The 26,857-nt window shown below is 61.4% G+C and carries 29 protein-coding genes; 17 read left to right on the forward strand and 12 right to left on the reverse strand.

Annotated features, from left to right (window positions below):
* Positions 1–1,053, reverse strand: a complete 1,053-nt coding sequence (ada, locus tag CD351_RS12625; RefSeq protein WP_111992963.1) for a bifunctional DNA-binding transcriptional regulator/O6-methylguanine-DNA methyltransferase Ada — start codon at positions 1,051–1,053, stop codon at positions 1–3.
* Between the two features lie 81 nt (positions 1,054–1,134).
* Between ada and CD351_RS12630 the strand changes: the two genes are divergently transcribed.
* The 3 genes from CD351_RS12630 to CD351_RS12640 all read left to right on the forward strand — a co-directional run bounded on the left by CD351_RS12630 (position 1,135) and on the right by CD351_RS12640 (position 4,334).
* Complete coding sequence (locus CD351_RS12630) at positions 1,135–2,736, forward strand: trypsin-like peptidase domain-containing protein (protein ID WP_111992964.1); 1,602 nt, start codon at positions 1,135–1,137, stop codon at positions 2,734–2,736.
* A 2-nt stretch (positions 2,737–2,738) separates the two neighbouring features.
* The gene (locus tag CD351_RS12635) at positions 2,739–3,293 is read left to right on the forward strand and encodes a hypothetical protein (protein ID WP_111992965.1); all 555 of its coding nucleotides are present in this window, start codon (positions 2,739–2,741) and stop codon (positions 3,291–3,293) included.
* A gap of 81 nt (positions 3,294–3,374) precedes the next feature.
* A complete protein-coding gene (locus tag CD351_RS12640; protein ID WP_162627719.1) occupies positions 3,375–4,334 on the forward strand; it encodes a hypothetical protein in 960 nt (319 codons plus the stop codon).
* Between the two features lie 21 nt (positions 4,335–4,355).
* Here the strand turns inward: CD351_RS12640 and CD351_RS12645 are convergent, their stop codons facing one another.
* On the reverse strand, positions 4,356–5,183 hold the full coding sequence (locus CD351_RS12645; protein WP_111992967.1) for a TauD/TfdA family dioxygenase: 828 nt from the start codon (positions 5,181–5,183) through the stop codon (positions 4,356–4,358).
* 277 nt (positions 5,184–5,460) lie between these two features.
* Between CD351_RS12645 and CD351_RS12650 the strand changes: the two genes are divergently transcribed.
* The 9 genes from CD351_RS12650 to CD351_RS12690 all read left to right on the forward strand — a co-directional run bounded on the left by CD351_RS12650 (position 5,461) and on the right by CD351_RS12690 (position 14,390).
* A complete protein-coding gene (locus tag CD351_RS12650; protein WP_111992968.1) occupies positions 5,461–6,015 on the forward strand; it encodes a F0F1 ATP synthase subunit delta in 555 nt (184 codons plus the stop codon).
* A gap of 12 nt (positions 6,016–6,027) precedes the next feature.
* On the forward strand, positions 6,028–7,557 hold the full coding sequence (gene atpA / locus CD351_RS12655; protein ID WP_111992969.1) for a F0F1 ATP synthase subunit alpha: 1,530 nt from the start codon (positions 6,028–6,030) through the stop codon (positions 7,555–7,557).
* Between the two features lie 13 nt (positions 7,558–7,570).
* The gene (locus CD351_RS12660; protein WP_111992970.1) at positions 7,571–8,440 is read left to right on the forward strand and encodes a F0F1 ATP synthase subunit gamma; all 870 of its coding nucleotides are present in this window, start codon (positions 7,571–7,573) and stop codon (positions 8,438–8,440) included.
* Positions 8,441–8,461: 21 nt separating this feature from the next.
* Positions 8,462–9,919, forward strand: coding sequence for a F0F1 ATP synthase subunit beta (gene atpD, locus CD351_RS12665; protein ID WP_111992971.1), 1,458 nt, complete (start codon positions 8,462–8,464; stop codon positions 9,917–9,919).
* 5 nt (positions 9,920–9,924) lie between these two features.
* Positions 9,925–10,107: a glutathione S-transferase gene (locus tag CD351_RS12670; protein ID WP_111992972.1), complete on the forward strand. Its 183-nt coding sequence runs from the start codon at positions 9,925–9,927 to the stop codon at positions 10,105–10,107.
* Between the two features lie 3 nt (positions 10,108–10,110).
* Complete coding sequence (locus CD351_RS12675) at positions 10,111–10,368, forward strand: ATP synthase F1 subunit epsilon (RefSeq protein ID WP_111992973.1); 258 nt, start codon at positions 10,111–10,113, stop codon at positions 10,366–10,368.
* Positions 10,369–10,493: 125 nt separating this feature from the next.
* Complete coding sequence (locus CD351_RS12680) at positions 10,494–11,492, forward strand: phosphatase PAP2 family protein (protein WP_162627720.1); 999 nt, start codon at positions 10,494–10,496, stop codon at positions 11,490–11,492.
* 227 nt (positions 11,493–11,719) lie between these two features.
* On the forward strand, positions 11,720–13,900 hold the full coding sequence (locus CD351_RS12685; RefSeq protein ID WP_111992975.1) for a prolyl oligopeptidase family protein: 2,181 nt from the start codon (positions 11,720–11,722) through the stop codon (positions 13,898–13,900).
* Between the two features lie 247 nt (positions 13,901–14,147).
* On the forward strand, positions 14,148–14,390 hold the full coding sequence (locus CD351_RS12690; protein WP_111992976.1) for a DUF1153 domain-containing protein: 243 nt from the start codon (positions 14,148–14,150) through the stop codon (positions 14,388–14,390).
* Positions 14,391–14,432: 42 nt separating this feature from the next.
* Here the strand turns inward: CD351_RS12690 and CD351_RS12695 are convergent, their stop codons facing one another.
* From CD351_RS12695 to glmU, 3 genes are all read right to left on the reverse strand, one after another.
* Positions 14,433–15,086, reverse strand: a complete 654-nt coding sequence (locus CD351_RS12695) for a heme-binding protein (protein WP_111992977.1) — start codon at positions 15,084–15,086, stop codon at positions 14,433–14,435.
* Positions 15,087–15,157: 71 nt separating this feature from the next.
* Positions 15,158–15,430 (reverse strand): HNH endonuclease, encoded by a 273-nt coding sequence (locus tag CD351_RS12700; protein WP_111992978.1) that lies wholly within the window; start codon positions 15,428–15,430, stop codon positions 15,158–15,160.
* Entirely contained in the window at positions 15,427–16,779 is a 1,353-nt protein-coding gene (gene glmU / locus CD351_RS12705; RefSeq protein ID WP_111992979.1) for a bifunctional UDP-N-acetylglucosamine diphosphorylase/glucosamine-1-phosphate N-acetyltransferase GlmU, read from the reverse strand. The genes CD351_RS12700 and glmU overlap by 4 nt, the downstream gene beginning before the upstream one ends.
* A 78-nt stretch (positions 16,780–16,857) precedes the next feature.
* Between glmU and CD351_RS12710 the strand changes: the two genes are divergently transcribed.
* Both CD351_RS12710 and CD351_RS12715 read left to right on the forward strand, forming a co-directional pair.
* The gene (locus tag CD351_RS12710; RefSeq protein ID WP_111992980.1) at positions 16,858–17,541 is read left to right on the forward strand and encodes an HAD-IA family hydrolase; all 684 of its coding nucleotides are present in this window, start codon (positions 16,858–16,860) and stop codon (positions 17,539–17,541) included.
* Between the two features lie 158 nt (positions 17,542–17,699).
* A complete protein-coding gene (locus CD351_RS12715) occupies positions 17,700–18,629 on the forward strand; it encodes an SDR family NAD(P)-dependent oxidoreductase (protein ID WP_111992981.1) in 930 nt (309 codons plus the stop codon).
* Positions 18,630–18,698: 69 nt separating this feature from the next.
* Here CD351_RS12715 and CD351_RS12720 read toward each other — a convergent pair whose 3' ends face one another.
* The 4 genes from CD351_RS12720 to CD351_RS12735 all read right to left on the reverse strand — a co-directional run bounded on the left by CD351_RS12720 (position 18,699) and on the right by CD351_RS12735 (position 21,780).
* Entirely contained in the window at positions 18,699–19,070 is a 372-nt protein-coding gene (locus CD351_RS12720) for a DUF2794 domain-containing protein (RefSeq protein WP_111992982.1), read from the reverse strand.
* Positions 19,070–19,789 (reverse strand): serine O-acetyltransferase EpsC, encoded by a 720-nt coding sequence (gene epsC / locus CD351_RS12725; protein WP_111992983.1) that lies wholly within the window; start codon positions 19,787–19,789, stop codon positions 19,070–19,072. The genes CD351_RS12720 and epsC overlap by 1 nt, the downstream gene beginning before the upstream one ends.
* 43 nt (positions 19,790–19,832) lie before the next feature.
* Entirely contained in the window at positions 19,833–20,393 is a 561-nt protein-coding gene (locus CD351_RS12730) for a DnaA ATPase domain-containing protein (protein WP_234027129.1), read from the reverse strand.
* A 94-nt stretch (positions 20,394–20,487) separates the two neighbouring features.
* On the reverse strand, positions 20,488–21,780 hold the full coding sequence (locus CD351_RS12735) for a heavy-metal-associated domain-containing protein (RefSeq protein ID WP_234027130.1): 1,293 nt from the start codon (positions 21,778–21,780) through the stop codon (positions 20,488–20,490).
* Positions 21,781–21,850: 70 nt separating this feature from the next.
* On the opposite strand from CD351_RS12735, the gene purM reads away from it, so the two are divergent.
* The 3 genes from purM to CD351_RS12750 all read left to right on the forward strand — a co-directional run bounded on the left by purM (position 21,851) and on the right by CD351_RS12750 (position 25,218).
* Positions 21,851–22,948, forward strand: a complete 1,098-nt coding sequence (gene purM / locus CD351_RS12740; protein WP_111992986.1) for a phosphoribosylformylglycinamidine cyclo-ligase — start codon at positions 21,851–21,853, stop codon at positions 22,946–22,948.
* 93 nt (positions 22,949–23,041) lie between these two features.
* Positions 23,042–24,019 carry a phosphoribosylglycinamide formyltransferase gene (gene purN / locus CD351_RS12745; RefSeq protein ID WP_111992987.1) on the forward strand — a complete coding sequence of 326 codons (978 nt, stop codon included), beginning with the start codon at positions 23,042–23,044 and terminating at the stop codon, positions 24,017–24,019.
* Entirely contained in the window at positions 24,019–25,218 is a 1,200-nt protein-coding gene (locus tag CD351_RS12750; RefSeq protein WP_111992988.1) for a sulfotransferase, read from the forward strand. The genes purN and CD351_RS12750 overlap by 1 nt, the downstream gene beginning before the upstream one ends.
* 57 nt (positions 25,219–25,275) lie before the next feature.
* On the opposite strand, the gene ndk is transcribed toward CD351_RS12750, so the two are convergent.
* The 3 genes from ndk to CD351_RS12765 form a co-directional block, all read right to left on the reverse strand.
* Positions 25,276–25,698, reverse strand: coding sequence for a nucleoside-diphosphate kinase (gene ndk / locus CD351_RS12755; protein WP_111992989.1), 423 nt, complete (start codon positions 25,696–25,698; stop codon positions 25,276–25,278).
* Between the two features lie 125 nt (positions 25,699–25,823).
* Positions 25,824–26,333: a hypothetical protein gene (locus tag CD351_RS12760; protein ID WP_162627721.1), complete on the reverse strand. Its 510-nt coding sequence runs from the start codon at positions 26,331–26,333 to the stop codon at positions 25,824–25,826.
* A gap of 57 nt (positions 26,334–26,390) precedes the next feature.
* Complete coding sequence (locus tag CD351_RS12765; RefSeq protein WP_111992991.1) at positions 26,391–26,825, reverse strand: DNA polymerase III subunit chi; 435 nt, start codon at positions 26,823–26,825, stop codon at positions 26,391–26,393.
* Between the last annotated feature and the right edge of the window lie 32 nt (positions 26,826–26,857).

The raw sequence follows: 26,857 nt of genomic DNA on the forward strand, positions 1-26,857 counted from the left end.
TCAAAACAACTCCTCTTGCGCAGCGCCTTCACGCTTGAGCAACTCAGCCTTGATCTGAGGCCCATAGGCGTAGCCGCCAATCGAGCCATCGGCCTGCACAACGCGGTGGCACGGTATCAGGACAGCGACGTTGTTCGCGCCGTTCGCACTGCCCACGGCGCGACTGGCCTTGGGATTACCAAGCATCGCGGCCTGCTCGCCATAGCTGCGCGTTTCGCCTGCGGGAATTGTGCGCAATGCCTGCCAGCAGCGTTGCTGAAACGCGGTGCCATGCACGTCCAACGGAATGTGCGAATTGTCGAGCGCGGGTTGCTCAACGGCGGCCGTGACCTGCTCGAACAGGGTCTTGAACTCGTCGCCCGCCTCAACCAGATTGGCCTTGGGGAAACGCGCCTGCAACTCCACCTCGCCCTCGCCGAAACTGAGGCAGCACACGCCCTTATCGGTCGCGGCAACCAGCATATCGCCCAGCGAAGTCGCGATCACGGTCCAATGGATACGTACACCCTCGCCGCCCCTGCTCCAGTCGCTTGCCCTCATGCCCAGCTTGTCCTTCGTGTTGTCATAAAAGCGCGAGGCGCTCGCATAACCGGCCTCATAGAGAGCATCGGTGACGCTCGCGCCGTTTCCCAGCGCGCCACGCACGCGTTCTTCGCGCAGCGCTCTTGCGAATGCTGCGGGTGACAGGCCGACGGTGCGCTTGAACAATCGTTGAAAGTGCGTCGGGGAATAGCCGGTAAGGTCCGCCAGCTGGTCAAGGGTCTGCGCACCATCGGCCCGGATCGCAGCGATGGCGGCTAGCACGCAGGCTTCCTCCCCGCTCTGGGTGTTGGGCGAACACCGCTTGCAGGCGCGCAGGCCCGCCGCTTCGGCGTCCGCGGGCGTCGCATAAAAGCGCACATTCTTGCGCAACGGTGCCCGCGCCGGACATGATGGCCGGCAGTAAATGCCCGTCGAATGGACGCCCGTTACGAAGGCTCCGTCATACCGGCGGTCCTTGGCCAGCGCGATTTGCCAGCGCTGATCATCGGTCAAGGTGTGTTCGTGTGCCATGGCGTCTTTGTCGCAGCACCCCCAACTAAGCGCATCCCGAAGCTTGCGGTCAATGTACGCGGCTGCATAAGGGTGGAGGAGATGATAGCATTGTTTCGCAAATTTCTGGCGCTTTTCGCCCTCGCACTGATCACCGCGCCAACATCTGCAGATCCCGGCGATGTCGATGCGGCGGCGCGCGGGGTCGTGCGCGTGGTCCTAATCGACCGAAGCGGCGATGAGGTTGTGGCGGTCACGCATGGCAGCGGCTTTGCCGTCTCCCCCACGCAAATCGTCACCAATGCGCACGTCATCCGCGAAGCTTTGCTCGACGACACTTTGCGCATCGGGATCGTTCCGAGCGAAGGCGATGCGGCCACCTTCGCCACCCCCTTGGCAGTCAGCCCGCGCAACGACCTTGCCCTGCTGGAAATCACCGACGGATCGCTTCGCCTCGAACCGCTTACTCTGGCAGGCGAGGTCAACGGCGACATGGGAGAGGTTTCGGCGGTCGGTTACCCGATGAATGTCGATCTGGCGCAAGGGCTGGAGATGAGCGACATCTTCCGTGCTCAGCCGCCGGTAAAGAGCCGGGGGTTCCTCTCGGGCCAGCGACCCAGCCGGCAGTTCGACACGATCCTCCACACCGCTCCGATTGCGCGCGGCAATTCGGGCGGGCCGCTGCTTGATGGCTGCGGGCGGGTGCTCGGGGTGAACAGCTTCGGCGCGGATTCGGACGGGTCGGATGCCGAGTTCTACTTCGCGGTATCCCTGCGCGAGCTGATGCCTTTCCTGCGCGAGAACGAGATTCAGCCGCGCGTGAATTCGCTGCCCTGTCGCTCGATTGACGAATTGAACGCAGCTGAGCGCGCTCGCTTCGAGCAACAGCGCGCGGAAGCGCAGGAACGAATTGCAGCGCGTGAGACGGCTTTGCGCGAGGCGCGTGATGCAGCCCGGCTCCAGGCGCAGATTGAAGTGATGGAGCGCCGTGACAACGCGATGGCTATCGCGATGGTGCTGCTGCTGGTGGCGATTGGCGCAGCCTACACCGCGGGCCAGCTTCGCACCTCGCTTGCCGACAAGCCCGAGCTGAGGAACCGCGCGATGATCGCGGCGGGGGTTGCAGGCGCGGCGTTAATTGCAACGGTGATCGTCTGGGTCACGCGGCCCGGCTATTCCGAGATCGAGGAACGCACCGCCGCGCTGCTGGGAGAAGACGACGCGCCGCCAACCGACACCACCAATCCTGCATCGACCATCGTTGGCGACGGGACGCTGATCTGCACGCTCGACACCGACCGCAGCCGCATCACCGGTGCGCGCACGGATGACGTCGAATTCGACTGGGCCGCGACCGGCTGCGTCAATGAGCGCACTCAATACGGGCTCATGAACGGCGACTGGACTCGCGTGCTGGTCCCGGGCGACGAAGCGGCGGTTTCGGTCAGCACTTACGATCCCGACACGCGCACCTTCCGCACCGACCGTTATCTGCTCGGGCGTCAGGCCATGAACGCCGCGCGCGAGGCCCGCAGCGCCTATGACCCGCCAGCATGCGGTGTCACCGATGCCGCGCGCACCGTCGCAGAACAGCAGAGCGCTCTGGTCGCGCAATTGCCTGAACGGCCCAATGAACGGCTGGTCTATTCGTGCGAGACAAAGCGCGCAGATAGCGGCGCTGGCGCCTTGAACGCGGAGCAATAGGAGTGGAGCAAGCGCTGGTCCTTGCCTCAATCGTGCTCGGTGTCGCGATTGCATTCGAGCTTGAGCACCTGAACAACGTTCTGCGTTCGAAAAAGGTCAAATGGCATTGGGCGCAGCCGATCTTCGCGCTGTTTGTGCTGCTTACGATCATTGCCTATTGGTGGGGTGCGGCGAAGAACAACGAGGGCGCGATCACGCTCGGCGAGTTCCTGCCGATCATGTTTCAGCTGGTGACGCTGGCGCTGCTCGCGGCGGTGTCGTTTCCCGACCAGATCGACGATGATGGGGTGGATCTCGCGGATTATTATCAGGAGAATCGGCGCTATCAGTGGATCTTGATGTCGCTGTTCTTCTGGTCGGTGAATATGCGCTGGTTTTGGAACGCGTGGCAACGCGACATCTCGCTCAACGAATTCTTCGCGACCATAGCCAGCGATGCCGTTCTAGGCCTCATCTGCATAGCGATGATCTTCGCTGCGCGCTGGTGGCAGGTAATCGTCGGGTATGTCCTTTTGTCGGTAGTTCCGATCGTATGGCTGACGCGTTCGCTCGGATAATTGTGCATGCGTGCCGGCCAATTTTGCGCGGCGCCATTTTTGCCATATGCTGCAATTCCCCAAAAAGAGCGGAGTTCGCAGATGCGCTTGCCTATCCTTCCCTTCCTCCGCACCGCCGCGCTAGCGTTTGCTTTCGCCTCCCCCATGGCGTTGCAGGCGCAGGAGAGCCGCGAAACCGTGAACATCCGCATCGACGAGCCGGAGATCGAGGTGCGAGCCGACCGTCCCTTGCGCGAGGAGGAAGTGCGGCAGGGCGTCAAGGATATCAGCCACAGCCGCCGGCCAAGGGAAGCTATTCCGCGCTTCATAGATCCCCTTTGCCTTACCGTCGTCGGGCTGGGCGCAGAATTGAGCGAACGCGTGGCGACGCGGGTTCGTGCCAATGCCGTCGATGCAGGGTTGGAGCTGGGCGAGCGGGGATGCACCGCCAACGCTGTCGTCATAGTCGTCGACAGGCCCGGCACCCTTCTGGATCGCTTGCGGCGCGAACGGCCGCAAATCTTCAACGCCGATGCCGTTCGCGATATTCGGACAGAGATAAATCGCGGCCTACCTTTTGTAGCGTGGAACATCGAAGGTGTGCAGCCACGCTTTGCGCGCTCGGCCAACGAACAGAATACTGGGGCTGTTGGCGGATCCGGCTTTCTGTTCGACGATGCTGCAGGCAATGTCGCCCAACAGAGAGAGTATGGCGCATCGCGGTTCCGCGCTTCTCTCCCGCGCACGCGCAGCAGCAGCTTTATCGTCTTCGACGTGCGGCAGCTGGAGAACGTGCACCTCAACCAGATTGCAGACTTTGCCACGCTGCAACTGCTCGGATCGCCGCGCCGGAACTTTGACGCTGATGAACTGGCTGCCTCGTCGATCCTGACTTTGTTCGAGGGCGACGTGCTCACCGGACCGCAGTCGCTTACGCAGCTCGACAAGGCCTATCTTCGCGGGCTCTATTCAATGCCGCCCGGCACGTGGGGAAGTCGTCTCGAGACGTATTCCAAACGCGCCTATCAAGAGATGATCGAGGACGAAGAGGCGGACGGCTAAACCCGCCCCGCCCTCAAACGATCAGGCCGCCAGCGCTTCACCCGATAAGGTGATGCGGTGCATCTCACGGTAGTGGCCCTGATAATCGTTCATCGCATTGTGCCATGTCGTGCGATTATCCCAGATCGCGACCGTGCCGGGCTTCCATTGTAGGCGGCATTCATTGTCACCGGTCAGCGCCGCGTCATAGAGGCGCTGCAAAAGCGGCAGGCTCTCCTCGCGAGTGCGACCGACGATGTTGATCGTGAAAGCGCGATTTACATAGAGCAGCTTGCGACCGGTATGCGGGTGACGGATGACGACCGGGTGGACTGCACCGGTCTTGAGATCATGCCCGCGCAGGCTGCGGCCCATATCGGTCTGGGCGTAAAGCCCGTCGGCCTTGTAGATGTGGTCGGCAGTGTGAAATGCCTCGAGGCCTTCGATCTCGTCCTTGAGGTCCTGCGGCAGCGCATCATAGGCTGCACCCATATGCGCCCACATCGTGTCGCCACCTTGTGGTGGGAGTTCGCGCGCGACCAGCACCGATCCCATCGCAGGGATCTGATCATAAGAATGGTCGGTATGCCAATCGCCGCCAATATTGACGGTCTGATCGGGGTCTTTCTTGACCACCGCGATTTCTGCATAATCTTCGGTCAGCGGGAAATAATTGTTCACATCGATCCCGCCCCAGCGCTTGCCGAAGGTGATGTGATCTTCTTTCGAGAATTCCTGATCGCGGAACACGGCGACACCGTGCTCATAAATCGCATTCTTGATGTCCTGCATTTCCGCATCGCTGCACGAGGCGAGCGCAACGCCGGAAATCTCGACACCGCATTCAGGTGCCATCGGGGTCGTTTGCATAGGTTCCTCTCCCACTCTTGCTGGCTGAGTACCACGGCCTTGCCAGCTTTGCACGCGCCTTACTTACCGATCGGTAAGCCAAAAGTCCAGCGCTTTTGAGTTGCAGGCAGCGGCGCGGTTAAGGCGTGGACAGGTCATCCAATCTGACCACCCGGCTTGCGGAATCAGAATCGAATTGCTAGGCGCGCGCCAGCTTCGGCGCAGAGGCCCCTTGCCCCCTGCAGATTCCCCGAATGCGTCATTTGTTTTCTTCACTCCTCAAAGAGGATCCAAACGCGTGGATAATTCCGCCGGTATTCAGGCTAGCCTTGCAGGCCGTTACGCCTCGGCCCTGTTCGATCTGGCTTCCGAAAACGGAACCGTCACTTCGGTCGAATCCGATCTCGAAACGCTCGGCGCTGCGCTGAGCGAGTCGGACGATCTGACTGCTGCCACCAACAACCCGGAACTCTCTCGCGCCCAACAAGGTGCAGCGGTCGCGGCGGTGGCAAAGCACCTCTCGCTGAATGAGCTCACCACCAACTTCCTCGGCGTGCTCGCAGGCAATCGCCGTCTGTCGAAACTGCCCGAGATGATCGCAGCCTTCAAAACCATCGCCGCCGCACAGCGCGGCGAGGTTTCGGCCAATGTCACCAGCGCGCACAAGCTGACCGATGCTCAGCTCATGGCGCTCAAGGACAAGCTCACCGCTCGCGTGGGCCGCACCGTCATGCTTACAGCCGACGAAAATCCCGACCTTCTGGGCGGGCTCGTCGTCACCATTGGATCGCAGCGCATTGATGCCTCGATCCGCACTCGCCTTAATTCTCTCGCCCAGGCCATGAAGGCTTAAAGGACTACAAACATGGAAATCCGCGCCGCAGAAATCTCAAAGGTCATCAAGGACCAGATCGCCAATTTCGGCACCGAAGCACAGGTCAGCGAAGTCGGCACCGTGCTCAGCGTTGGTGACGGCATCGCCCGCATCCACGGCCTCGACAAGGTTCAGGCCGGTGAAATGGTTGAATTCGCCAATGGCGTTCAGGGCATGGCCCTCAATCTGGAAGCGGACAATGTCGGCGTCGTGATCTTTGGCTCGGACGCCGAGATCAAGGAAGGCGACACCGTCAAACGCACCGAGACCATCGTGGACGTTCCCGTTGGCAAGGCCCTGCTGGGCCGCGTGGTCGACGCGCTGGGCAACCCGATCGACGGCAAGGGCCCGATCGAAACGACCGAGCGTAGCCGCGTCGAAGTCAAGGCTCCGGGCATCATCCCGCGCGAATCGGTTTCCGAGCCTGTGCAAACCGGCCTCAAGGCCGTCGATGCTCTCGTTCCGGTCGGCCGCGGCCAGCGCGAGCTGATCATCGGCGACCGCCAGACCGGCAAGACCGCTGTCGCGATCGACACCTTCATCAACCAGAAGGGCGTCAATGCGGGCGATGACGAAGGCAAGAAGCTCTACTGCGTCTATGTCGCCGTGGGTCAGAAGCGTTCGACCGTTGCGCAGATCGTGAAGCAGCTCGAAGAAAACGGCGCGATGGAATATTCCATCGTCGTTGCCGCTACCGCTTCGGAGCCTGCACCGCTTCAGTACCTCGCGCCCTACACCGGTTGCGCGATGGGTGAATTCTTCCGCGACAACGGCATGCACGCCGTGATCGTGTATGACGACCTTTCGAAGCAGGCTGTTGCCTATCGTCAGATGTCGCTCCTGCTGCGTCGTCCTCCGGGCCGTGAAGCCTATCCGGGTGACGTTTTCTATCTCCACAGCCGCCTGCTTGAGCGCGCTGCAAAGATGAACAAGGCAGAAGGCGGCGGTTCGCTTACCGCGCTTCCAATCATTGAAACGCAGGCAGGCGACGTGTCGGCATATATTCCGACCAACGTGATTTCGATCACCGACGGCCAGATCTTCCTCGAAACCGACCTGTTCTACCAGGGCATCCGTCCTGCGATTAACGTGGGTCTGTCGGTTAGCCGCGTGGGCGGTGCCGCCCAGACCAAGGCAATGAAGAAGGTCTCGGGCTCGATGAAGCTCGACCTTGCTCAGTACCGCGAAATGGCCGCGTTTGCGCAGTTCGGTTCGGACCTCGACGCGGCAACGCAGAAGCTTCTGAACCGCGGCGCTCGCCTGACCGAGCTTCTGAAGCAGAAGCAGTTCAACCCGATGCCGTTCGAAGAGCAGACCGTGTCGATCTTTGCCGGCACCAACGGCTTCATCGATTCGATCGCGGTCGACCGCGTCAACGAATACGAAGAGCAGATGCTCGCCTTCTTCCGCAGCGAGCACGCCGACGTTCTCGAAACGATCCGCACCACCGGCAAGTTCGAAGACGACACCAAGGCTGCTGTGGTTGCGGGCCTCGAAGCCTTCGCCAAGCAGTTCGCATAAGGAGCAAGGGTAAGTGCCCTCACTCAAGGAACTCAAAGGTCGGATCAACTCGGTCAAGTCGACCCAGAAGATCACCAAGGCCAAGCAGATGGTCGCTGCGGCCAAGCTGCGCCGTGCGCAGGCCGCTGCCGAAGCCGCACGCCCGTATCAGGAGCGCCTGACAGCTGTCATGGCGAGCCTTGCGGGCAAGGTTTCGGGCGACAGCGCGCCCAAGCTTCTCGCAGGCACCGGCTCGGACCAGCGCAACCTTCTGGTTGTGGTAAACACCGACAAGGGCCTTTGCGGCGGTCTCAACTCGAACCTCGTCAAGGCTGCCAAGGCCAAAGCGCAGGCGCTTCTGGCTGAAGGCAAGTCGGTCGAGTTCTACCTCGTCGGCAAGAAGGGCCGCGCACCGCTGAAGCGCGAATATCCCGAGCGGATCGGCCACCACTTCGACACTTCGGACGTAAAGACGCCGGGCTTCGAAGAGGCCGACGCCATCGCTGCCGAGCTCATCCAGATGTTCGAAGACGGCAAGTATGACGTCGCACACCTGATCTACCCGACGTTTCAGTCGGCACTGGTTCAGAACCCGACCGTCAACCAGCTGATCCCCGTCCCCTCACCCGAAACGGCAGAGGAGACCGACGCCGTGGTCGAGTATGAGCCGGGCGAAGAGGAAATTCTCGAAGAGCTGCTTCCTCGCTATGTAAAGACGCAGCTTTTCGGTTCCCTGCTTGAGCGTGAGGCATCGGAGCAAGGCGCTTCGATGACCGCGATGGACAACGCCACGCGCAATGCAGGCGACCTCATCAACAAGCTGACGATCCAGTACAACCGCAGCCGTCAGGCTGCGATCACCACCGAACTCATCGAAATTATCGCTGGCGCAGAAGCGCTGTAAAGCAAGGCTAAGGAAAGACACATGGCCACCGCACCCGTACTCAATCAGACCACCAACGGCACGATCAGCCAGGTCATCGGCGCTGTCGTCGACGTGCAGTTCCCCGGTGAACTGCCCGCAATTCTGACCGCGCTCGAAACCAAGAATGACGGCAAGACGCTCGTCCTCGAAGTCGCGCAGCACCTTGGCGAAAACACCGTCCGCACCATCGCTATGGATGCGACCGAAGGCCTTGTTCGTGGTCAGGAAGTTATCAACACCGGCGCGCAGATCAGCGTTCCGGTCGGCCCCAAGACGCTCGGCCGCATCATGAACGTCGTCGGCGAAGCCATTGACGAGCGTGGCCCGGTTGGCGCTGACATGACCAGCCCGATCCACGCAGAGGCTCCGGCCTTTGTCGACCAGTCGACCGAAGCAGACATTCTCGTCACCGGCATCAAGGTGATCGACCTTCTCGCTCCTTACGCAAAGGGCGGCAAGATCGGCCTGTTCGGCGGCGCTGGCGTTGGCAAGACGGTTCTCATTCAGGAACTCATCAACAACATCGCAAAGGGCCACGGCGGCGTGTCCGTGTTCGCAGGCGTTGGTGAGCGTACCCGTGAAGGTAACGACCTCTACCACGAATTCCTCGACGCTGGCGTTATCGCCAAGAACGAAGCTGGCGAAGCCATCAGCGAAGGTTCGAAGGTTGCACTCGTCTTCGGTCAGATGAACGAGCCTCCGGGCGCACGTGCACGCGTTGCTCTGTCGGGTCTGACCATGGCAGAATACTTCCGCGACCAGGAAGGTCAGGACGTCCTGTTCTTCGTCGACAACATCTTTCGCTTCACGCAGGCGGGTTCGGAAGTGTCCGCACTTCTCGGCCGTATTCCTTCGGCAGTGGGCTACCAGCCGACCCTGTCGACCGACATGGGTAACCTGCAGGAACGCATCACCTCAACGACCAAGGGCTCGATCACCTCGGTGCAGGCCATCTACGTTCCCGCAGATGACTTGACCGACCCTGCCCCTGCAACGTCGTTTGCTCACCTTGACGCGACGACCACTCTGTCGCGCGCCATCTCGGAGCTCGGCATCTACCCGGCGGTGGACCCGCTGGACTCGACCAGCCGCGTTCTCGAACCGCGCGTTGTCGGTCAGGAACACTACGAGACCGCTCGCCGCGTTCAGGAAACGCTGCAGAAGTACAAGAGCCTTCAGGACATCATCGCCATTCTCGGCATGGACGAGCTTTCGGAAGAAGATAAGCTCACCGTGGCCCGCGCGCGCAAGATCCAGAAGTTCCTGTCGCAGCCGTTCCACGTGGCCGAAGTCTTCACCAACATTCCGGGCCTGTTCGTGCAGCTCGAAGACACGATCAAGTCGTTCAAGGCTGTGGTCGATGGTGAATACGACCACCTGCCCGAAGCGGCCTTCTACATGGTTGGCGGCATCGACATGGTTGTCGAAAAGGCAGCCAGGCTCGCTGAGGAAAGCTAAGGGACGTGCCGGAAACGCTCGACCTGGCGGACTGTGTCAACGCAGTGTGCCCATGGTCGGGCGATCCGGTCTCGGGCGACAGCCTGACCCTGTATCGCGGCAAGGTCGTCGGGTTTTGCAATCCGGGCTGCCGCGACAAATTTGAGAAGGCCACATCTTCATTCGATGCGGCGATTGATGGAAACTGATCGATGGCACTCCACTTCGAACTCGTAACCCCCGCCAAGCTGGTCCGCAGCGAGGACGTCCACATGGTCGTCGTCCCCGGCACCGAAGGCGAATTCGGCGTGCTCGAAGGCCACGCGCCTTTCATGAGCACAATCCGCGATGGCGCTGTGCAGGTCTACAAGACCGAAGGCGCTGCGCCTGAAACCATCGAAGTGCGCGGCGGCTTTGCTGAAGTCGGCGACGCTGGCCTGACTGTTCTCGCCGAGCATGTCGAGAATTAAGCGGATCTTTACCAAGAATTGCGAAGTGAATGGGGCGGCCTGCGGGTCGCCCTTTTCTTTTGGGATTTCAGGCGGGAACGGGATCAAATGTCCCAGCACCAGTGACGGAGCCAGTTAGTCATCGCATGAAAATTCGCGGCATCAGCATCGGCTATCTGACAGTTGTCGCGGTCGCGCTGATCGCGTTGCTGGCACCCGTGCCCGACAACAATCGCGGCAATGCGTTTATCAATCTCGTCCTTCTTCTGACGCCGGTCTTCGCGATCTTCTTCCTGCTGCGCCCGGTGATCGCTCGCAATCCAAATCCGGTTTCACAACTGGCCAGTGATTTTCGCGAACACTGGCACAAAGTCGTTTGGGCCGGCGCACTCTATCTCTCACTGGCGATGTCGCTGGAGGTGTTCAGCGGCATCAAGAAATCGATCCCATTTGTAATGCCGTTCTATCTCGATCCGTTTCTTGTCGAATTGGATCGCAAGCTCTTCTTCGGCACCGATCCCTGGCGGATCACGCATGCCTTGTTCGGTTGGGCGACGGGTCAGATCGTGTGGCTCTACAACGCGTGGCACATGGTCCATATCGGGCTTGCCGTATGGGTCGCCTTCTCCTTCAACGAAGCGCAGAAAATCCGCTTTGCCCTCGTCCTGCAATTCACCTGGCTTTTCCTGGGTGGCGGGCTCGCCATGTTGATGGCGTCGGTAGGACCGGTGATGGTCGGAGACTTCTTCGGCGACCGCAGTTTCGATCCGATGCTCGCAGTGCTGTCTGATCAAGCGCCGTCGGTCATCATGGTGAAAGATACGCTGATCGACACCATGGACAATCCCCTGCTCATCAGCGGTATCTCGGCCATGCCGTCGATCCACGTAGCGATTTCAGTCGCGGCGGCGCTCTGGCTCCAGCAACAAGGGTCGAGAGTTTTGACGGTCATCGGCTGGGCCTATGCGGCGGTCATCTATATCGGCTCGATCCACCTCGGTTGGCATTATGCGACTGACGGCATGGTGTCCGCACCGCTGGTAATTCTGGTGTGGTGGCTGGCTGGAAAGTACGTCGACTGGCTGCAGGGGCGCGAATATGCGATAGCCTTGCCTGCTCCCGTCGCCGAAAAAGAGCCCGGCTGAGCTCCTGCGAGCAATCAAGCCAATTACTGCCCCCTTCCCGCGACCCGATCGCGCCATTCCAGAACGACTTCCCGCCTGCATAGTGAAAGGTTTTGCGAAATAGAATTGCTCGCCCTGCCCGATGTCTTTTCCAAATGTAATCTCAGGCTCTCCTGGCCGCATTTAGCCCTTCACAATCAACGGCTCTCCATGCACAAACCTTTCCGAAATCCCCGAGGAGAGGACATTTGAAACTTGTTTCCACGAACACCATCGCTCTGGCCCTTGCTGCTGCCATGACGATTGGAGCAGCCAGCGCCGCAAATGCCGATGCGCACATGGACGAAACCCCGATGGACGAAACCGGCGTGCCCGGCCCGAATGAAGACCCCTATATCTGGCTTGAAGAGGCCCGCAGCGATGAAGCGCTGGCGTGGGTGACAGCCGAGAATGAGCGCACGCTCGCCGCGCTTGAGAACGATCCGCGCTTCGAGACGCTGAAAGCCGAAGCGCTTGCCATCTATGACAGCGAGGATCGCATCCCGTTCGTGAGCTTCCGCCCGGACGGCCTCTACAACTTCTGGCAGGACAAGGAGAACCCCAAGGGTCTGCTTCGCCGCACCACGCTGGAAAGCTACCAGACCGACAATCCAGAATGGGAAACGGTACTCGACATCGATGCGCTTGCTGCGGCTGAAGGCAAGGAGTGGGTCTACAAGGGCTCGACCTGCCTGCCGCCTGCCATGGAAATGTGCATGATCGCGCTCAGCGATGGAGGCGAGGATGCCACCATCATGCGCGAATTCAACATGACCACCGGTGAGTTCGTCGAAGGTGGGTTTGAACTGGCAGAGAAGAGCCAGGGCGGCATCCAGTGGCTCGACGCTGACACGCTGCTCGTAGGCCGCGATTTTGGCGAAGGCACGCTGACTGCCAGCGAATACCCCTTCACCACCCGCCTGTGGAAACGCGGCACCGATCTTGCCGATGCGCCCGAACTGTTCCGTGGACAGGCCGACGATGTGTGGGCCGGTGCAAGCCTGCTGCGTGATGCGAGCGGCGAAGTGCAGGCGATGACCGCGTTTCGCGGCGTGAGCTTCCATGAGAGCGAATACTTCCTCTACGACGATGACAGCGAGGAATGGATCAAGCTCGACATCCCGAAAAAGGCATCGCCTTACGGGATCGTCGATGGGCAAGTGCTGCTTTCGACCGATGTTGATTGGGAAGTCGATGGCCAGACCTTCCCGGCTGACAGCCTGATCGCGATGGACCTCGAAGAATGGAAGGCGAACCCGAACGGCGCGGCCAAGACGCTCGTCTGGGCCCCGGCAGAGCGCCAGACCAAGCGCGGCGGTGCGATCACGGCAGGCGCGCTGTATGTCGGCATGCTCGACAACGTCGTCGGCAAGGTTCTCAAGTTCAACTACGAGAACGGCGCATGGACCAGCGAAGAAGTGGCCCTGCCCGACAACGCAACTGTGGGCGTCGCGGCAAGTTCGAATGAGAGTGAGCAGATCATGTTCACGGTCACCGACTTCCTCAACCCGACGACGCTCTACTACACCGACGGTTCGACCGATCCGATGCCGCTCAAGACCTCGCCCGCGCGCTTTGATGCGTCCGGTATGGAAGTCGAGCAACACGAGGCAACCAGCGCCGACGGGACCAAGATCCCCTACTTCATCGTCAAGCCTGCCGGCATGGAGATGGACGGCGAAACGGCCATCCTTATGAGCGGCTATGGCGGCTTCCAGATCCCGCGTCTGCCAAGCTACATGGGTTCGACCGGTAAGATGTGGCTGGAGCGCGGCGGCGCCTATGTGCTCGCAAATCTGCGCGGTGGCGGTGAATTCGGCCCCGGCTGGCACCAGACTGCGATCCGCGAGAACAAGCAGCGCACCTGGGACGACTTCATCGCGGTCGGACAGGACCTGGTGGACCGCGGCTTCACCAGCCCGGAGCATCTCGGCATTCAGGGCGGCTCGCAAGGCGGTCTGCTGGTTGGCACAGCCTTCACGCAGCGTCCTGACTTGTTCGGAGCGGCGATCGTCCAGATCCCGTTGTTCGACATGCTTCGCTATCACCTGATCGGGCGCGGCGCTTCGTGGATCGGCGAATATGGCGATCCGCGTATCCCGGAACAGCGTGAATGGATCGAGGGCTACTCACCCTATCAGAAGATCATCGAGGGCGTGGATTATCCCACCCCATTCCTGTGGGCCTCGACCGCTGACGACCGCACGCACCCGGCGCACGCTCGCAAGGGTGCGGCCCGCCTCAAGGAGCTGGGACAGCCCTACTACTACTTCGAGGACATGACCGGCGGCCATTCGGGCGGCGTCGATAACGAACAGCGCGCCAAGCTGCAGGCGCTTCAATATGTCTATCTGATGCAACAGCTGATGGACGAACAGACGGGCGGCTGAGCCCTATCTAAACCCGGCGCGACTCCTGACGGATGAGCGCGATGCAAAGGGCGGTTTCCTGCGGGATGCCGCCCTTTTTCATTGACCGCTCGGTCAGTTGTAAAGCGGTCCGACACTTTTCACTCCGTTCGTCGCAGGAAGCGCACGGAGAGGTTCGTCAACGCGAAATTAACCGTGTCTGGCAGGCCCTCGTTAAGTGCAAAAACACACCTTTGTCCTCGCCGGGATACAAAGGAGTACTAGAAAAATGGCTTACCCCCGCGACATATCCATCGCCGACGCGATTAAGCGTTACGGCCTGCCGCGCTCTCACCGCGTCCACTGGTCCGCCTCGCGCAAAGCCGATGTGGTGCGCGCAGTGCATGACCGCGCCATCAGCTTTCACGAAGCGCGCGAGCGCTATCTGCTGAGCCGCAGCGAGTTCGAGGAATGGGAACGTGAATATTCCCGTCCGGCTCCTGTACGCACGGAGTATCTCGAGAACGCTTGAGCAAGGAGCGATAGAGGTCGCAGGCGTACCCGCGAGTTCCCCCTACTCGGCCGCGACCTCTATCAGAACCTCATTGCGCCGCATGGGTCCTGGCACCATGGGCGCATCGTAGAAAGCGTACTCGAAGTCTCCAACCGGCGTGAGGTTCTGGTCTTCGACCCACGCGGCGAGCTTCGCTTTCATCTTGGCAAGATCTGCGTTCGAACCATTGCCGTTGAAGCGCACCGCAGCGACCCGGCGCGCTGGCACCTTGGTCAAGGCGATGTCGGAAGGAGGCGTCGGCAAAGTCTCCATGGTGAAGCGCGACGGCATCACGAAGCGCATCCGCCATTCGCCCGTTGCGGTCTCGTCCTGAAGGACGGGCGAAGTCATGGCGATCGGCTGATCCTGGTCGATGCGCTCATGGATTACAGGAGCGGTCATGGCGATCCTCTCCCGGTCGCCGCCGGGCCGGTCCTGCGCAAAGATGTAAGCGGCAAGACGGCGAAAGCTCGCCCCGCTTGCACGGCGCCGGTCACCCATGTGAGTGACCTCGGCCACGATCATCGGTTCGTATTGGCGCAGTTCGAAGTTCTTGTCTTCAAGCACGCTGCGATAGGCAGGTTCTTCGTTGTCACCGCGGTATTGAGCGACTGCTGCCACACCCGCGATGGCTGCGACGCCCGCTCCTGCCAAGACCCATTTTGCCACACCCATATCGCGCTTACTCCTTTGCCTGTTGCCCTACCTCTACAGATACGGGCGAAAGCGGTTCCCGGATGGCGCGGTTAGCTGCGTGTTGGTGCGTGAAAGTCAGGCGGCTTGTTCGCTATCCACCTCACGAACTTCGCGATGGCAGGATTGTCGCAAAGCGCCTCGGGATCATCGCCAATCCGTGCGAGCTCGGCATTGGTGAAGTTCGCATGGATCGTCTTGTGGCAAATCGGATGGACCGGCACGGTATCGCGGCCCTTCTTCGACTTGGGCACAGGATGGTGCCACTGAAGGCGGCTCTCAAACCCGCGTCCGCACAGCCAGCAGGTGAGCGCTTCCTCGTTCACTTGTCCTTCTGAGCAGCCTTTTTCTTCTTCATCGTATCATGGAACCGGTCAGCCCAACCCGGCTTCACAGCCTGCTCTCCGCGAACCATGCGAAGGTCGCCCGCGCCAACGTCACGGCTGACGGCAGAACCCGCTGCAACGATAGCATCCGCGCCGATTGTGACGGGTGCGATCAGGGAACTGTTTGAACCTATGAAGGCCCGGTCCCCGATTGTGGTGTGGTACTTGAAGTAGCCGTCGTAATTGCAGGTAATGGTGCCTGCACCAATATTGGCATTCGCTCCGACGGTGGCATCGCCCAGATAGGTCAGATGGCTCGCCTTGGCGCCGGGGCCGAGGGTTGCCTTCTTCATCTCGACGAAGTTGCCGACGAAGCTGTTCTCTTCCATCACCGCGCCGGGACGAAGGCGCGCAAATGGGCCAACCGCAGCGCCGCTGGCGATGGTGGCTCCCTCGATGTGGCAGAACGCCTTGATGTGGACATCGTCAGCAACGCTCACGCCCGGGCCGAAGACGACGTTGGGTTCAATCAGGACATCGCGGCCAATCTTCGTATCCCAGCTGAAGAACACGGTGTCCGGCGCGCGCAGGGTTGCCCCATCCGCCATCGCCTCCTCGCGGCGGGTGGCCTGCCAGCGCTGTTCCGCCTCGGCGAGTTCGGCGCGGCTGTTGATACCTGCGACTTCATCCGCATCGGTTTCGACCACCACGACCTTGTCACCGCGCGCGATGGCTCCGGTTGCGACGTCGGGAAGGTAGTATTCGCCCTGCGCATTGTCGTTATCGACAGCATCGAGCAGCGGCCACATATCGTCCGAATGCGCGACGATGAGGCCTGAATTGCACAGGCGCGTCCGCTTCTCGCGCTCGGTCGCATCCTTGAATTCGACCATCTTGCGCACCGTGCCATCGTCATCGGCAATGATCCGGCCATAAGCGAGCGCGTCTTCAGGGCGAAAGCCGAGCACCGCGACCTTCGCGCCGTCCTCAAGCGCAGCGATCAGCCGCCGAACGGTCTCGGCCCGCACCATCGGCACATCGCCGAAGCAGACGAGAATGTTGCCCGAAAAGCCCGTGAGAGCCTCTCGCGCCTGAAGGGCGGCGTGCGCGGTGCCGTGCTGCGGGTCCTGCAATGCGGTCGAAACATCGCGCCCTTCGAGCGCCTCGTCGACCTGTTCGCGCCTGTCACCGACCACCACGACCGTGCGTTGAGGCGTGAGTTCAGCCAGGCTGTCGAGCAGATGCAGCAGCATTGGCTTGCCCGCGATCGGGTGGAGCACCTTGTGAAGCTCGCTCTTCATTCGGGTGCCCTTGCCAGCGGCAAGGATAATGGCGGCGAAATCGGTCATGCTCTCTCCTGTAGGCCCGGCAGCGCTTGCCATCAAATGCTTGCAGAATGAAGTCGGTTCCTTCACGCGATGCCGCCTATGGCCAATTTCCCTTTCGATGCCGTGGGTTTCGACCTTGATGGCACGCTACTCGACACATTTCGCGACCTTGGCGAAGCGGTCAATCACGCGCTTCGGCTGGGAGGCTTCGAGACCGTACCTGTCGACAGCTCGAAAGACCTGATCGGCGGCGGCGCCAAGATCATGCTCGCCCGCGCCATCGAAGCGCAAGGCGGGCTGCCAGAGGACGAATTCAAGCCCCTCTACAAAGCGATGCTGGCTTACTACTCAGAGCACAACGCCGTGCATTCCGCGCCCTACCCTCATGCCCGCGAAGTGGTGGCCGAGCTGGCATCGCGCGGCGTGAAGATGGTGGTGGTCACCAACAAGTTCGAGGAATTCGCCCGCTCGATCCTCTCGCAGATCGACTTCATCGCGCCCTTTGAAACCGTCATCGGCGGGAATAGTTTGGGCAGGGGGCCTGACGGAAAGTACCTCGCAAAACCGGACCCTGCGCCAGTCCTCAAAGCGCGCGAGATCTGCGGAGGTGGCCGTTTCGCGTTCGTGGGCGACTCGACATATGACGTCAAAGCCGCGCGCGCTGCCGGGGTTCCGGTGATCGGCGCCGCTTATGGCTATTGCGACAAACCACCCCACCAACTGGGCGCAGATGCAGTCATTGATTCGCTCGAGAGCCTCATTCCTGCCCTCGAAGCGCTATAGAATAACAATCTGACGCTACGGCAGCGCAACTTCGCAGCGCACGGTGTTGCAACGCAGCACGATTCCTGCCACGCAGCGCCGCATAAGAGTTTACGCGAGCGTAAAGCGCGCGCCCTCACGAAGCAGAATAACAAGCCCCACGGAAAGGATCGTTCCCCATGACCATCGACTTCAAGGACAAGGTAGCCATCGTCACCGGCGCAGGCGGCGGATTGGGCCGTGAATACGCGCTCGAACTCGCCCGCCGCGGCGCGAAGGTCGTGGTCAACGATCTGGGCGGCGCACGCGATGGCACCGGCCACTCCGACATGGCTCTGAAGGTCGTCGAAGAGATCGAAGCGATGGGCGGCGAAGCCATGTCAAACGGCGGTTCGGTCACCGAATACGAGCAGATGGAAAAGATGGTCGCCGACGCCAAGCAGAAGTGGGGTGGCGTGCATGTCCTCATCAACAATGCTGGCGTGCTGCGCGACAAGACCTTCCACAAGATGACCCCGGACGATTTCGAATTCGTCCTCAAGGTGCACCTCACCGGCTCGGCTTTCGTCACCAAGGCATGCTGGGAAACCTTCCGCGAACAGGCCTATGGCCGCGTCCTCATGACAGCATCGTCGACCGGCCTGTTCGGCAACTTCGGCCAGGCAAACTACGGCGCGGCCAAGCTCGGCCTCGCAGGCCTGACCAAGACGCTCCAGCTCGAAGGCGCAAAGTACAACATTCGCGTCAACACGCTGTCGCCGGTTGCCGGCACGCGCATGACCGAAGACCTCTTCCCTGAAGAAGCCTTCAAGCTGTTCGATCCGGTGAACGTGGTTCCGGCAGCGCTCTTCCTCGTCAGCGAAGACTCGCCCACCAACGCCATCGTCGGTGCAGGCGCCGGCGGTTTCCACTCTTCGTGGACCGTGATGAACGACGCGGTGTGGCTAAAGGACGAAGACCGTACGGTCGAAGGCTTCGCCGCACGCTGGGACGAGATCAACGACTTCTCGAACCTCGTCGCCCCGCAATCGGGTTCCGAGCAGTCAGGCAACATCCTGAAAGCCATGCAGAAGGTCACCGGAACCGGCCCCGCCAGCGCACGCGGGTAAGCTTGCAAACTTTGTGAATCGCAAGGCGCGGGCGGCAGAGATGCCGTCCGCGTTTTTGCATTGAGGAACTTAGTCCTCGTCGACGGCCTTCACCAAGCGCCGTTCTACCGGCGCAAGCACATTCACGAGTTCGGAGCCACGCTTCAGGATCTGCCCGTGCTCGCCAAACAGAGTGTACATGCCTTGCTTGCCCCGCAGGCTCGGGCGCTTTTCGATGCGGGTTTGCGGGCGTTCAGCGGTGCGGCGGAAGGCGGCAAAGGTCGCCGCGTGCCGATCGAAATTCATCGCGTAGTCGCGCCATTCACCAGCGGCCACCATGCGGCCATAGAGATCGAGAATACGCTGCAACTCCTCGCGTTCGAAGCCGACCTGGTTTGCGGCCTGCTTTCCCGGAAAGGCAACAACCTGGCCGGTTCTCCCGGCTCCCAGACCTGCACTCATCAGGCGCCGGTCCCGCTTTTCTTGGCAAGGTCGAGGTCGCCCTGAACCGGCTCGTCAACCTGTCGCTCTGCCTTGAGCGCGGCGATTTCCGCCTTCATCGCCTGCAGCTCGCTCTCCAGCTTCTCTATGCAGTCGACGCGGTTGCCCTCAGCATCTTCGCAAGGCGTGCCGTAGGGAATGAAGTCCTTGATCCACTCTTCTGCCGGAACGAGCGTTGAGCGCGCCTTGAAGCCGACCATCGTCGCGCCTTCTGGCACGTCATCGGTCACCACTGCGTTTGCCCCGATCCGCGCGCGCTCTCCCACCGTAATGGGGCCAATGACCTGCGCGCCCGAGCCGATGATGACGTTGTCCGCGATGGTCGGGTGACGCTTGCCGCCCTTGCCATTTGTCGGATTGGTGCCGCCCAGCGTCACGCACTGATAGATCGTGACGTTGTCCCCGATTTCAGCGGTCTCGCCGATGACGGTGAAGCCATGGTCGATGAAGAAATTCTTCCCGATCTCGGCGCCCGGATGAATATCGATCGCGGTCAGCAATCGGCTGAGATGGTTTACGAAACGCGCCAGGAAAAACAGCTTCGCATCGAACAGCCAGTGCGCGATCCGGTGGAAGCCGAGCGCCAAAACCCCTGGATACAAAAGAACTTCCCAGCGGGAACGCGGGGCAGGGTCGCGCGCCTGGACCGAAGCCAGATAAGCCTTGAGCTTGTCGAACATGGTGCTGATTCTCCCACCAAACGGGCCGAAAGGCAAATCCGCGCTACAACAGTTTTTGTTGGTCGGGCCCATGCAAAGCTTCAAGCGCCGCCCTCCACACCGACATGGTGGCAGGTGCTGCACGTTCAAGACTGATGCGGTCGATGGCACCGACAAGGGCCTCGATATCGGCAAATGATCGGCGCGTGCGCGGAACGAGATAGTCCGCCGCGCCTTCTGCCAGAGTGAGGCTGCGGGCTTCTGCATGGGCGTGGATCAATTGCGCCGCCATGGCGTCGTCGGGCTCGCCAATGGCCAATTGCAGCGAACCGCCGAGGCGCGATCTGAGGTCTGGAAGGGCGATCTCCCAAGGCGTTCTGTCGGCGATCAGCAGCAGCTTTTTCCCGGCCTTCGATCCGCCCTCCTGCACGGCGTTCCAGCGGTGGAAGACCTCCGCTTCGTCAAGGGCATCGGCGCCATCGACAACCTCGATCCCCTGCCCGGCGGCCCAGCTTCCGATGAGAGACTTTCCCGAACGCGGCGGACCGGTCAGACCTGCGGTGTGAAATGGCCAATTCGCCGGATTTTGCAGCGCTTCGATCACGGGCGCGTTGGCGTTCCCCACAACAATTCGGCGCGCAACTCCCTCACCAGCAGGAGCCAGCGGAAGGGCTATTTGTCTGTGCGAAGAACCGGCCATGCCACCACCACCGGTAGGTCTAGCGGCTGATGGCGAGCGCGTTATTGCCCTCGCGCACGGCGAAGCCACGCTCACGCAGCGCCGCGGCCAGTGCGGAAAGATCGCCGCCATAGCTTACGCTCATCACCGATGTGCCACCCATCGCGGTGCTGGTGACGGCAAGCGCGCGAACTCCGGGAACCTGGCGCACGCTGGACAGGGTTGAATCGAACGTCATCGGATCGGGGCTTGCAAACTGGACAGCAAATGCGCGTACCACGGCAGGTGCCTGTGTTGGCTGCGGCGTGGGCGCTTCTGCGGCCGGGAATTCAGCAGCGGTCGCGGCAGCTTCGGCAGCGGCAGCATCGCGCGCCCGGATGGCGCGTCCTATCTCGATCAGGCGGGCCAGCGCCGGGTCTATCTGACCCGAACCGCCAAGGCGCAGGGTCGGATCAGGTTGCAGCTTGCCATCTGCAAGCGCCTGTTCATAAATCGCGTCCATGCGCTCCACCGCTTCGCCTAGCATGTCCTGCAATTGTCCGGGACCGTTGGCCTCAAGCTCGAATGTATCGAGGAATTTGCTGTCCGGACCGTAGCGCGCGATGAAAGTCCCGCGAATGGGGCCACCGGGGAACTGGTGATCGAGCTTAGCAATCGGGACAAGCGCGTCTGCCGCGCCAAACTGGTCGAGCGTGCTCGCCCACCATGCACGGCTGCGCCGACCCGACTGGCCATATGTCAGCAAAAGCGAATCGCCCCCTGCGCCGGACGGACGGACATAATCGATGCGGCTGCCGCCTGGATTGAATTCGGCCCATGCGCGCTGCCACGGATTGCGAACCTCGAAGGTGGTGTAAGCGCCGCCGCTTACCGTCACAGGGATCACCAACATCGGCGCGGATGATCGCGCGCTGCGAGCGCCGCCAAGGAAACGCCCTGCGCGCTGGCGATCAAAGGTCACGCCAAGCGTTGCAACGTAGCGCTTCGGCCCGATCCGCTCGCGCTGAATGACGATGGCAGACACCATCCCGGCAAGCTGACTGTCATTGATCGCTGGCCCGCCGACTTGCTCCCACGCCTGACGCTGTGCGAGGCGCCAAGCCTCATCGCGCGCCTCGGCGCCTGTATCGGCGCGAACGTCGACTTCGATACCGCGCACTTCGATATCTGCGCTCGACGCGGTGGGAGCGATACCGCGATCTCCCGAAACCTGTGCAAGCACATAGGCATAGCCGCCCCCCAGCAAGGTGAGCGCCAGCAGCACCGCAGCGATCCAGCGCGGGGCGGAAATGGCTCTCAAATTCGGGCCGGAAAGGATCGTAGAGATACTCATCGGGGAAATCTGATGCGTCTTTGCCCAATGCGAAGTGGAAATCCAAGCCTGAAAGGCTAAAGCCTTGCGCATGAGTGGCAAGAACTCCCCATATACATACGCCGATGCCGGCGTTTCGATCGATGCTGGCAATGCGCTGGTGAAAGCCATCGCTCCGTTGGCGAAGGCCACGGCGAGGCCGGGTGCAACCAGCGATCTGGGAGGCTTTGGCGGCTTCTTCGATCCCAAGGCAGCGGGTTACACCGATCCCTTGCTGGTGGCCGCCAATGACGGCGTCGGGACCAAGCTCAAGCTTGCAATCGACTATGACCGGCACGACACGGTCGGAACCGACCTCGTTGCGATGTGCGTCAACGATCTGATCGTGCAAGGCGCAGAGCCGTTGTTCTTCCTCGACTATTTCGCCACCGGAAAGCTTGAAAACGGCGTCGCGACACGGGTTGTCGCCGGGATTGCCGAAGGGTGCAAGCAGGCGGGATGCGCATTGATCGGCGGTGAGACCGCGGAAATGCCCGGCATGTATGGCGAGGGCGACTATGACCTTGCAGGTTTCTGCGTCGGCGCAGTCGAACGCGGCGAGCAACTCACCGGCGAGAAAGTCGCGAGCGGTGACGTGCTTCTGGGGCTTGCAAGCTCAGGCGTCCATTCGAACGGCTATTCGCTGGTAAGGCGGCTTGCGGCGGACAAGGGTTGGAAACTGGACCGCCCTGCCCTGTTTGACCCCGAGCGCCTGCTTATCGACGCGCTGATCGAGCCAACGCGCATTTATGTCGCGAGCCTGCTGCCGCTGCTGCGCGATGGGCTGATCCACGGTCTTGCTCACATCACAGGCGGCGGTCTTCTCGAAAACATCCCTCGTATCCTGCCCGAAGGCGCGCATGCGCAGGTCAATGCCGACCTTTGGGAGCAGCCGCGCCTGATGGCTTTCCTGCAAGCGCAAGGCGCGATTGAGCCTGAGGAGATGGCGCGCACATTCAATTGCGGCGTCGGGATGGTGCTGGCCGTCGCCGAAACCGATGTGGAGACCGTGACCAGACGTCTCGAAGACGCGGGCGAAACGGTCGTCCAGGTCGGCATGATCGACAGCGGAGAGCGTGGCTGCACGGTCAGCGGTTCGCGCGGAACGTGGAGCGCGCTGGACGATTGGAGCGCAACGCACACGGCATAAGGGAGTTACCGCGCCCACCTTGTCTCGCCGCGACATTCGCAGCAGGATTGGCGGGCAGGTATGTGGAGGCATTGATGCTGTGACGGGACCAGCATGACACACAAGGCGAAGATCGCAGTCTTCATTTCGGGCACCGGCACCAATCTTGCCGCGCTGCTCTATGCCAGCCGCCTTGCCGGTGCGGCTTACGAAATCGTGCTTGTCGCGAGCAACGTGGCAGATGCGGGCGGGCTGGCGCTCGCTGAACTCGAAGGCATCGCCACCTTCACACATTCTCACAAGGGCATCAGCCGCGAAGAACAGGACGCCGCGATGGAAGCGGCTGTGATCGAGGCAGGCGCGGATTTCATCGTGCTGGCCGGATATATGCGCATTCTGTCGGACAGTTTTGTCGAGCGATGGGAAGGCCGGATCCTCAACATTCACCCCTCGCTCCTGCCCAAATACAGAGGCCTCGATACGTTTGCGCGCGCCATTGAGGCGGGCGACAGCCATGCGGGATCGAGCGTGCATATCGTCACACCCGAACTCGACGCAGGCGAAGTGCTGGCGCAGGTCAAGGTTGCTATCGCCCCGGACGACACGCCCGATAGCCTCGCCGCACGGGTCAAACCCGCAGAGCACCAGCTCTATCCGCGCGCGGTGGCGGATTACGTGTCGCGCGGATACGATCCTGATTATCTGTTCGCCAAGTTGCGCGAACTTGCACTCGCCCTGCCTGAAACGCACGAACGCGACAGTCACGGGTCACCCGGCTTTCGCGTTGGCTCGGAGAAATCGGGCAAATTCTTCGCGCATTTCAGCGATCAGCATCATGGCTCGCAGCATATCGCAGTGCTAGTCAAAACCGGCAGCATGGACGAGCTGCTCGACCTCGTCGAAGCGCAGCCGGAGGTTTACTTCAAGCCGGCCTATTACGGCGCGAGTGGCTGGATCGGAGTGATCCTCAACCGGCCCCCACATACCAGGGGCGTCGATTGGGAGCATGTGGGTGAATGGCTTCACCGCAGCTGGCGCAGCGTTGCGCCTGCTCGGTTGACCAGGCTCCTTGATGCAGCGGATCAGTTCTGATGGGGAAACCGCCACGCGATCATCCCCTTGCGCGCGGGCGTCTGGCGGAGAAGGCAAACGCGCTGCTGGGGACGGCGTGGGACAAAGGCTGGCTGCCCACTCCCGACCTCAGCGCTGATGCGCTTTGGGACGTCGCTACCAATGCGGCCTACACTCAGGGCGAGACCGGCGGGCGCTCAGGCGAAGACGTGGCCGATTTCCGGGAGCGGCTGGAGCGGCTGTGCAACGCCGTGATCGAGGAGGCCGACCTCAACCCGCTGGGCAAGGCGATGGCGTGGGGTCAGCTGAGCCGCGTGGTGAAGAACCGCCTTGCTTTCGGAAAGCTGTGGCGCGATCGCCCTGAGCTGGCCGAGACCGAGCTTGCCCCGCCGATCATCGTGATCGGTCACATGCGGTCGGGCACGACACGTATTCACAAACTGCTCGCCGCTGACCCGGCGCATTCGCACACGCGATATTGCGATGCCTATCACCCAGTCCCTGCTGCGAAGGGCGTCAACCGGGTCCGAAGCGCGCTTGATCTGGTCATGCTCAACGCGCTCAATCCGTGGCTGCAATCGATCCACCCGATGGCGCCGGGCGATGTGGAAGAGGAACTCGCGTGGATTTCAGCGGCGCTGCACCACTCGATTTACGAGTCGCAGTGGCATATTCCGAGTTATTCGATGTGGAGCGAGGCGGCGGATTCCGCGCCGATTTACCGGGAATTCGCCCGCATCCTGAGAACCGATGCCGCCCATCGCGGGATCGCTGACAAGCCGCGCATCCTCAAAGTGCCTGCTTTCGCCGAGGACCTGCCTGCCCTACTTGACCTGTTTCCCGATGCACGACTCGTCGTGGCCCAGCGGGATAGCGAAAAGGTGCTGCGCAGCGCCGTTTCGCTATGCGCGAACCAGATGGCTATCCAGTCCGACAGCTGCGATCTCGAAACGATCGAGGCACTCTGGCGCCACAAGATCGTCCTGCGTGAAGAGCGCATGGCGAGGACCTTGTCGCGATGGGATGGCAAGATTGCGCGCCTCCATTTCGACGCGCTGGGCGGCGACTGGGAGGGTGCGATTGCGCGCTGTTATGCCGATCTCGATCTTAAGCTGACCGGCGATGCCCTTCTCGCGATGCACGCCTGTATGGAAGAAAGCGCACAGGGCGACCACCACGCGCATTCCCAACAACTGGCGCGCTTCGCCGCCGAGCATTGATACGCAAAGGGCCGCCCAAAAGGACGGCCCTCTTCAAGATACCTGCACGGTGAGTGCTTAGCCGACGATCTCGTCGTCGTTGAAGAAATAGGCGATTTCAATCGCTGCGTTTTCTTCGCTGTCCGAACCGTGGACGCTGTTTTCGCCGATGGACAGCGCATATTCCTTGCGGATCGTGCCTTCGTCGGCTTCAGCCGGGTTGGTTGCGCCCATGACGTCGCGGTTGCGCTTGACGGCGTCTTCGCCTTCGAGAACCTGCACGACAACCGGCTCGCTCATCATGAATTCGACGAGTTCACCGAAGAAGGGGCGTTCCTTGTGGACCGCGTAGAAGCCTTCGGCCTGCTCGCGGGTCATGTGGATGCGCTTCGAAGCGACGACGCGAAGGCCGGCGTCTTCGAGCTTCTTGGTGACGGCACCGGTCAGGTTGCGCTTGGTGGCGTCGGGCTTGATGATCGAAAAGGTGCGGGTGACCGCCATGGCAATTGTCCTTGTTTTGAGAAATCGCGCGCCACGCGGCGCGCCAGAGAGGATTGCGCGCGCCACTAGCGCCAGCGCAGGCGCAATTCAAGCTTTTGGTCACATGGCTGGTGGCGAAACCCTGATCAGCCGGGGTCTTCACCCACGGTAAGCTGACCCAGCGTCATTCCATCATCATCGGGATAGGCTGTGACGGAAAAAGTCAACCCGGTCGCCTCATTCTCGCCGCCCAGCATCTTGCCGCCGTTCATCGTCGTCTCGATCTGGATTTCCACGCCCGCATCCTCCGCCTGCGCGCGGTAGAAGCTCGCGACTTCATCGGGCGACATGCTGCTGCGGAAGCTTATCAATGAGCCCTTGGTCCCGCCCTGATCGAACACGGTGTTGCTGACCACTTGTGCCCCGGAGATGAGTGAGAACCCGTCAGGCAGATCGACCGCGACCGACGATCCGCTGCGCACATTCACCTCACCATCGGATGTGGTGATGGTCATGGTCGATTCGCCGTCTTCATTATCGATGACGTATTCGCCGGTTTCGCCATCGTCGGTGGCGAAGCTGCCCTCCGTCTCCGATCCGCACGCGGTCAAGGCGAGCGTTGCCCCAGCTGACAGGACGAGTGTCGAAATTCGCATACTGATTCTCCCCATTGCCCAAACAGTGTCGGCGATAGGAGCGCGGCTCGCAAGCCTTCAGGCGACCTTGTTCCACTTGCCGCGGTCCTGGCGGAAAAAGGCGCGCTCAAGGCCATCGGTGCCATCGAGGCTTTTCCAGGTCTCGCGTGCAGCTTGCACAGTCTGGTCGTCGAACAGGAGAAAGGCACGTTCGAACCCGGTTGGCTCGCGGTATTGGCCATCGGCAAAGATCACGTGGCTGGCCGCGTTCGCAGGCTCGCAAGCCTCGGCAAGCAGGATCGGCTGCCTGTCCGCGCCAGCCGCACTGGCCTCACCATTGGCAAGAAAGCTCTCGGGTCCGGCCTTCCAAAGCGTGCGCGAAATCGCCTCGCGCTGCTCTGCGTGCTTGCTGACGACCAGCAGTCTCTCGCCACTATCCAGCACGCGCTGCGCGATCAGGGCGACGACCTTGTCGACCGGATCGCGAGAGAGTTGCCAGAAATCGACTTTCATTCTTGCTCCGGTGCCGTGCCGCCCGCGCCCAA

The organism is Erythrobacter sp. KY5 (assembly GCF_003264115.1).
Classification (GTDB): Bacteria; Pseudomonadota; Alphaproteobacteria; order Sphingomonadales; family Sphingomonadaceae; genus Erythrobacter.

Coding starts and splice junctions, on each gene's coding strand:
- CD351_RS12765 (WP_111992991.1), bottom strand. CDS start 26,825: ATGAAAGTCGATTTCTGGCAACTCTCTCGCGATCCGGTCGACAAGGTC.
- CD351_RS12720 (WP_111992982.1), bottom strand. CDS start 19,070: ATGAGTGCAGGTCTGGGAGCCGGGAGAACCGGCCAGGTTGTTGCCTTT.
- CD351_RS12715 (WP_111992981.1), top strand. CDS start 17,700: ATGACCATCGACTTCAAGGACAAGGTAGCCATCGTCACCGGCGCAGGC.
- CD351_RS12680 (WP_162627720.1), top strand. CDS start 10,494: ATGAAAATTCGCGGCATCAGCATCGGCTATCTGACAGTTGTCGCGGTC.
- CD351_RS12695 (WP_111992977.1), bottom strand. CDS start 15,086: ATGGGTGTGGCAAAATGGGTCTTGGCAGGAGCGGGCGTCGCAGCCATC.
- CD351_RS12645 (WP_111992967.1), bottom strand. CDS start 5,183: ATGCAAACGACCCCGATGGCACCTGAATGCGGTGTCGAGATTTCCGGC.
- purN (WP_111992987.1), top strand. CDS start 23,042: ATGACACACAAGGCGAAGATCGCAGTCTTCATTTCGGGCACCGGCACC.
- CD351_RS12735 (WP_234027130.1), bottom strand. CDS start 21,780: ATGAGTATCTCTACGATCCTTTCCGGCCCGAATTTGAGAGCCATTTCC.
- CD351_RS12630 (WP_111992964.1), top strand. CDS start 1,135: ATGATAGCATTGTTTCGCAAATTTCTGGCGCTTTTCGCCCTCGCACTG.
- CD351_RS12640 (WP_162627719.1), top strand. CDS start 3,375: ATGCGCTTGCCTATCCTTCCCTTCCTCCGCACCGCCGCGCTAGCGTTT.
- epsC (WP_111992983.1), bottom strand. CDS start 19,789: ATGTTCGACAAGCTCAAGGCTTATCTGGCTTCGGTCCAGGCGCGCGAC.
- CD351_RS12710 (WP_111992980.1), top strand. CDS start 16,858: ATGGCCAATTTCCCTTTCGATGCCGTGGGTTTCGACCTTGATGGCACG.
- CD351_RS12675 (WP_111992973.1), top strand. CDS start 10,111: ATGGCACTCCACTTCGAACTCGTAACCCCCGCCAAGCTGGTCCGCAGC.
- glmU (WP_111992979.1), bottom strand. CDS start 16,779: ATGACCGATTTCGCCGCCATTATCCTTGCCGCTGGCAAGGGCACCCGA.
- ada (WP_111992963.1), bottom strand. CDS start 1,053: ATGGCACACGAACACACCTTGACCGATGATCAGCGCTGGCAAATCGCG.
- atpD (WP_111992971.1), top strand. CDS start 8,462: ATGGCCACCGCACCCGTACTCAATCAGACCACCAACGGCACGATCAGC.
- CD351_RS12690 (WP_111992976.1), top strand. CDS start 14,148: ATGGCTTACCCCCGCGACATATCCATCGCCGACGCGATTAAGCGTTAC.
- atpA (WP_111992969.1), top strand. CDS start 6,028: ATGGAAATCCGCGCCGCAGAAATCTCAAAGGTCATCAAGGACCAGATC.
- purM (WP_111992986.1), top strand. CDS start 21,851: ATGAGTGGCAAGAACTCCCCATATACATACGCCGATGCCGGCGTTTCG.
- ndk (WP_111992989.1), bottom strand. CDS start 25,698: ATGGCGGTCACCCGCACCTTTTCGATCATCAAGCCCGACGCCACCAAG.
- CD351_RS12760 (WP_162627721.1), bottom strand. CDS start 26,333: ATGCGAATTTCGACACTCGTCCTGTCAGCTGGGGCAACGCTCGCCTTG.
- CD351_RS12750 (WP_111992988.1), top strand. CDS start 24,019: ATGGGGAAACCGCCACGCGATCATCCCCTTGCGCGCGGGCGTCTGGCG.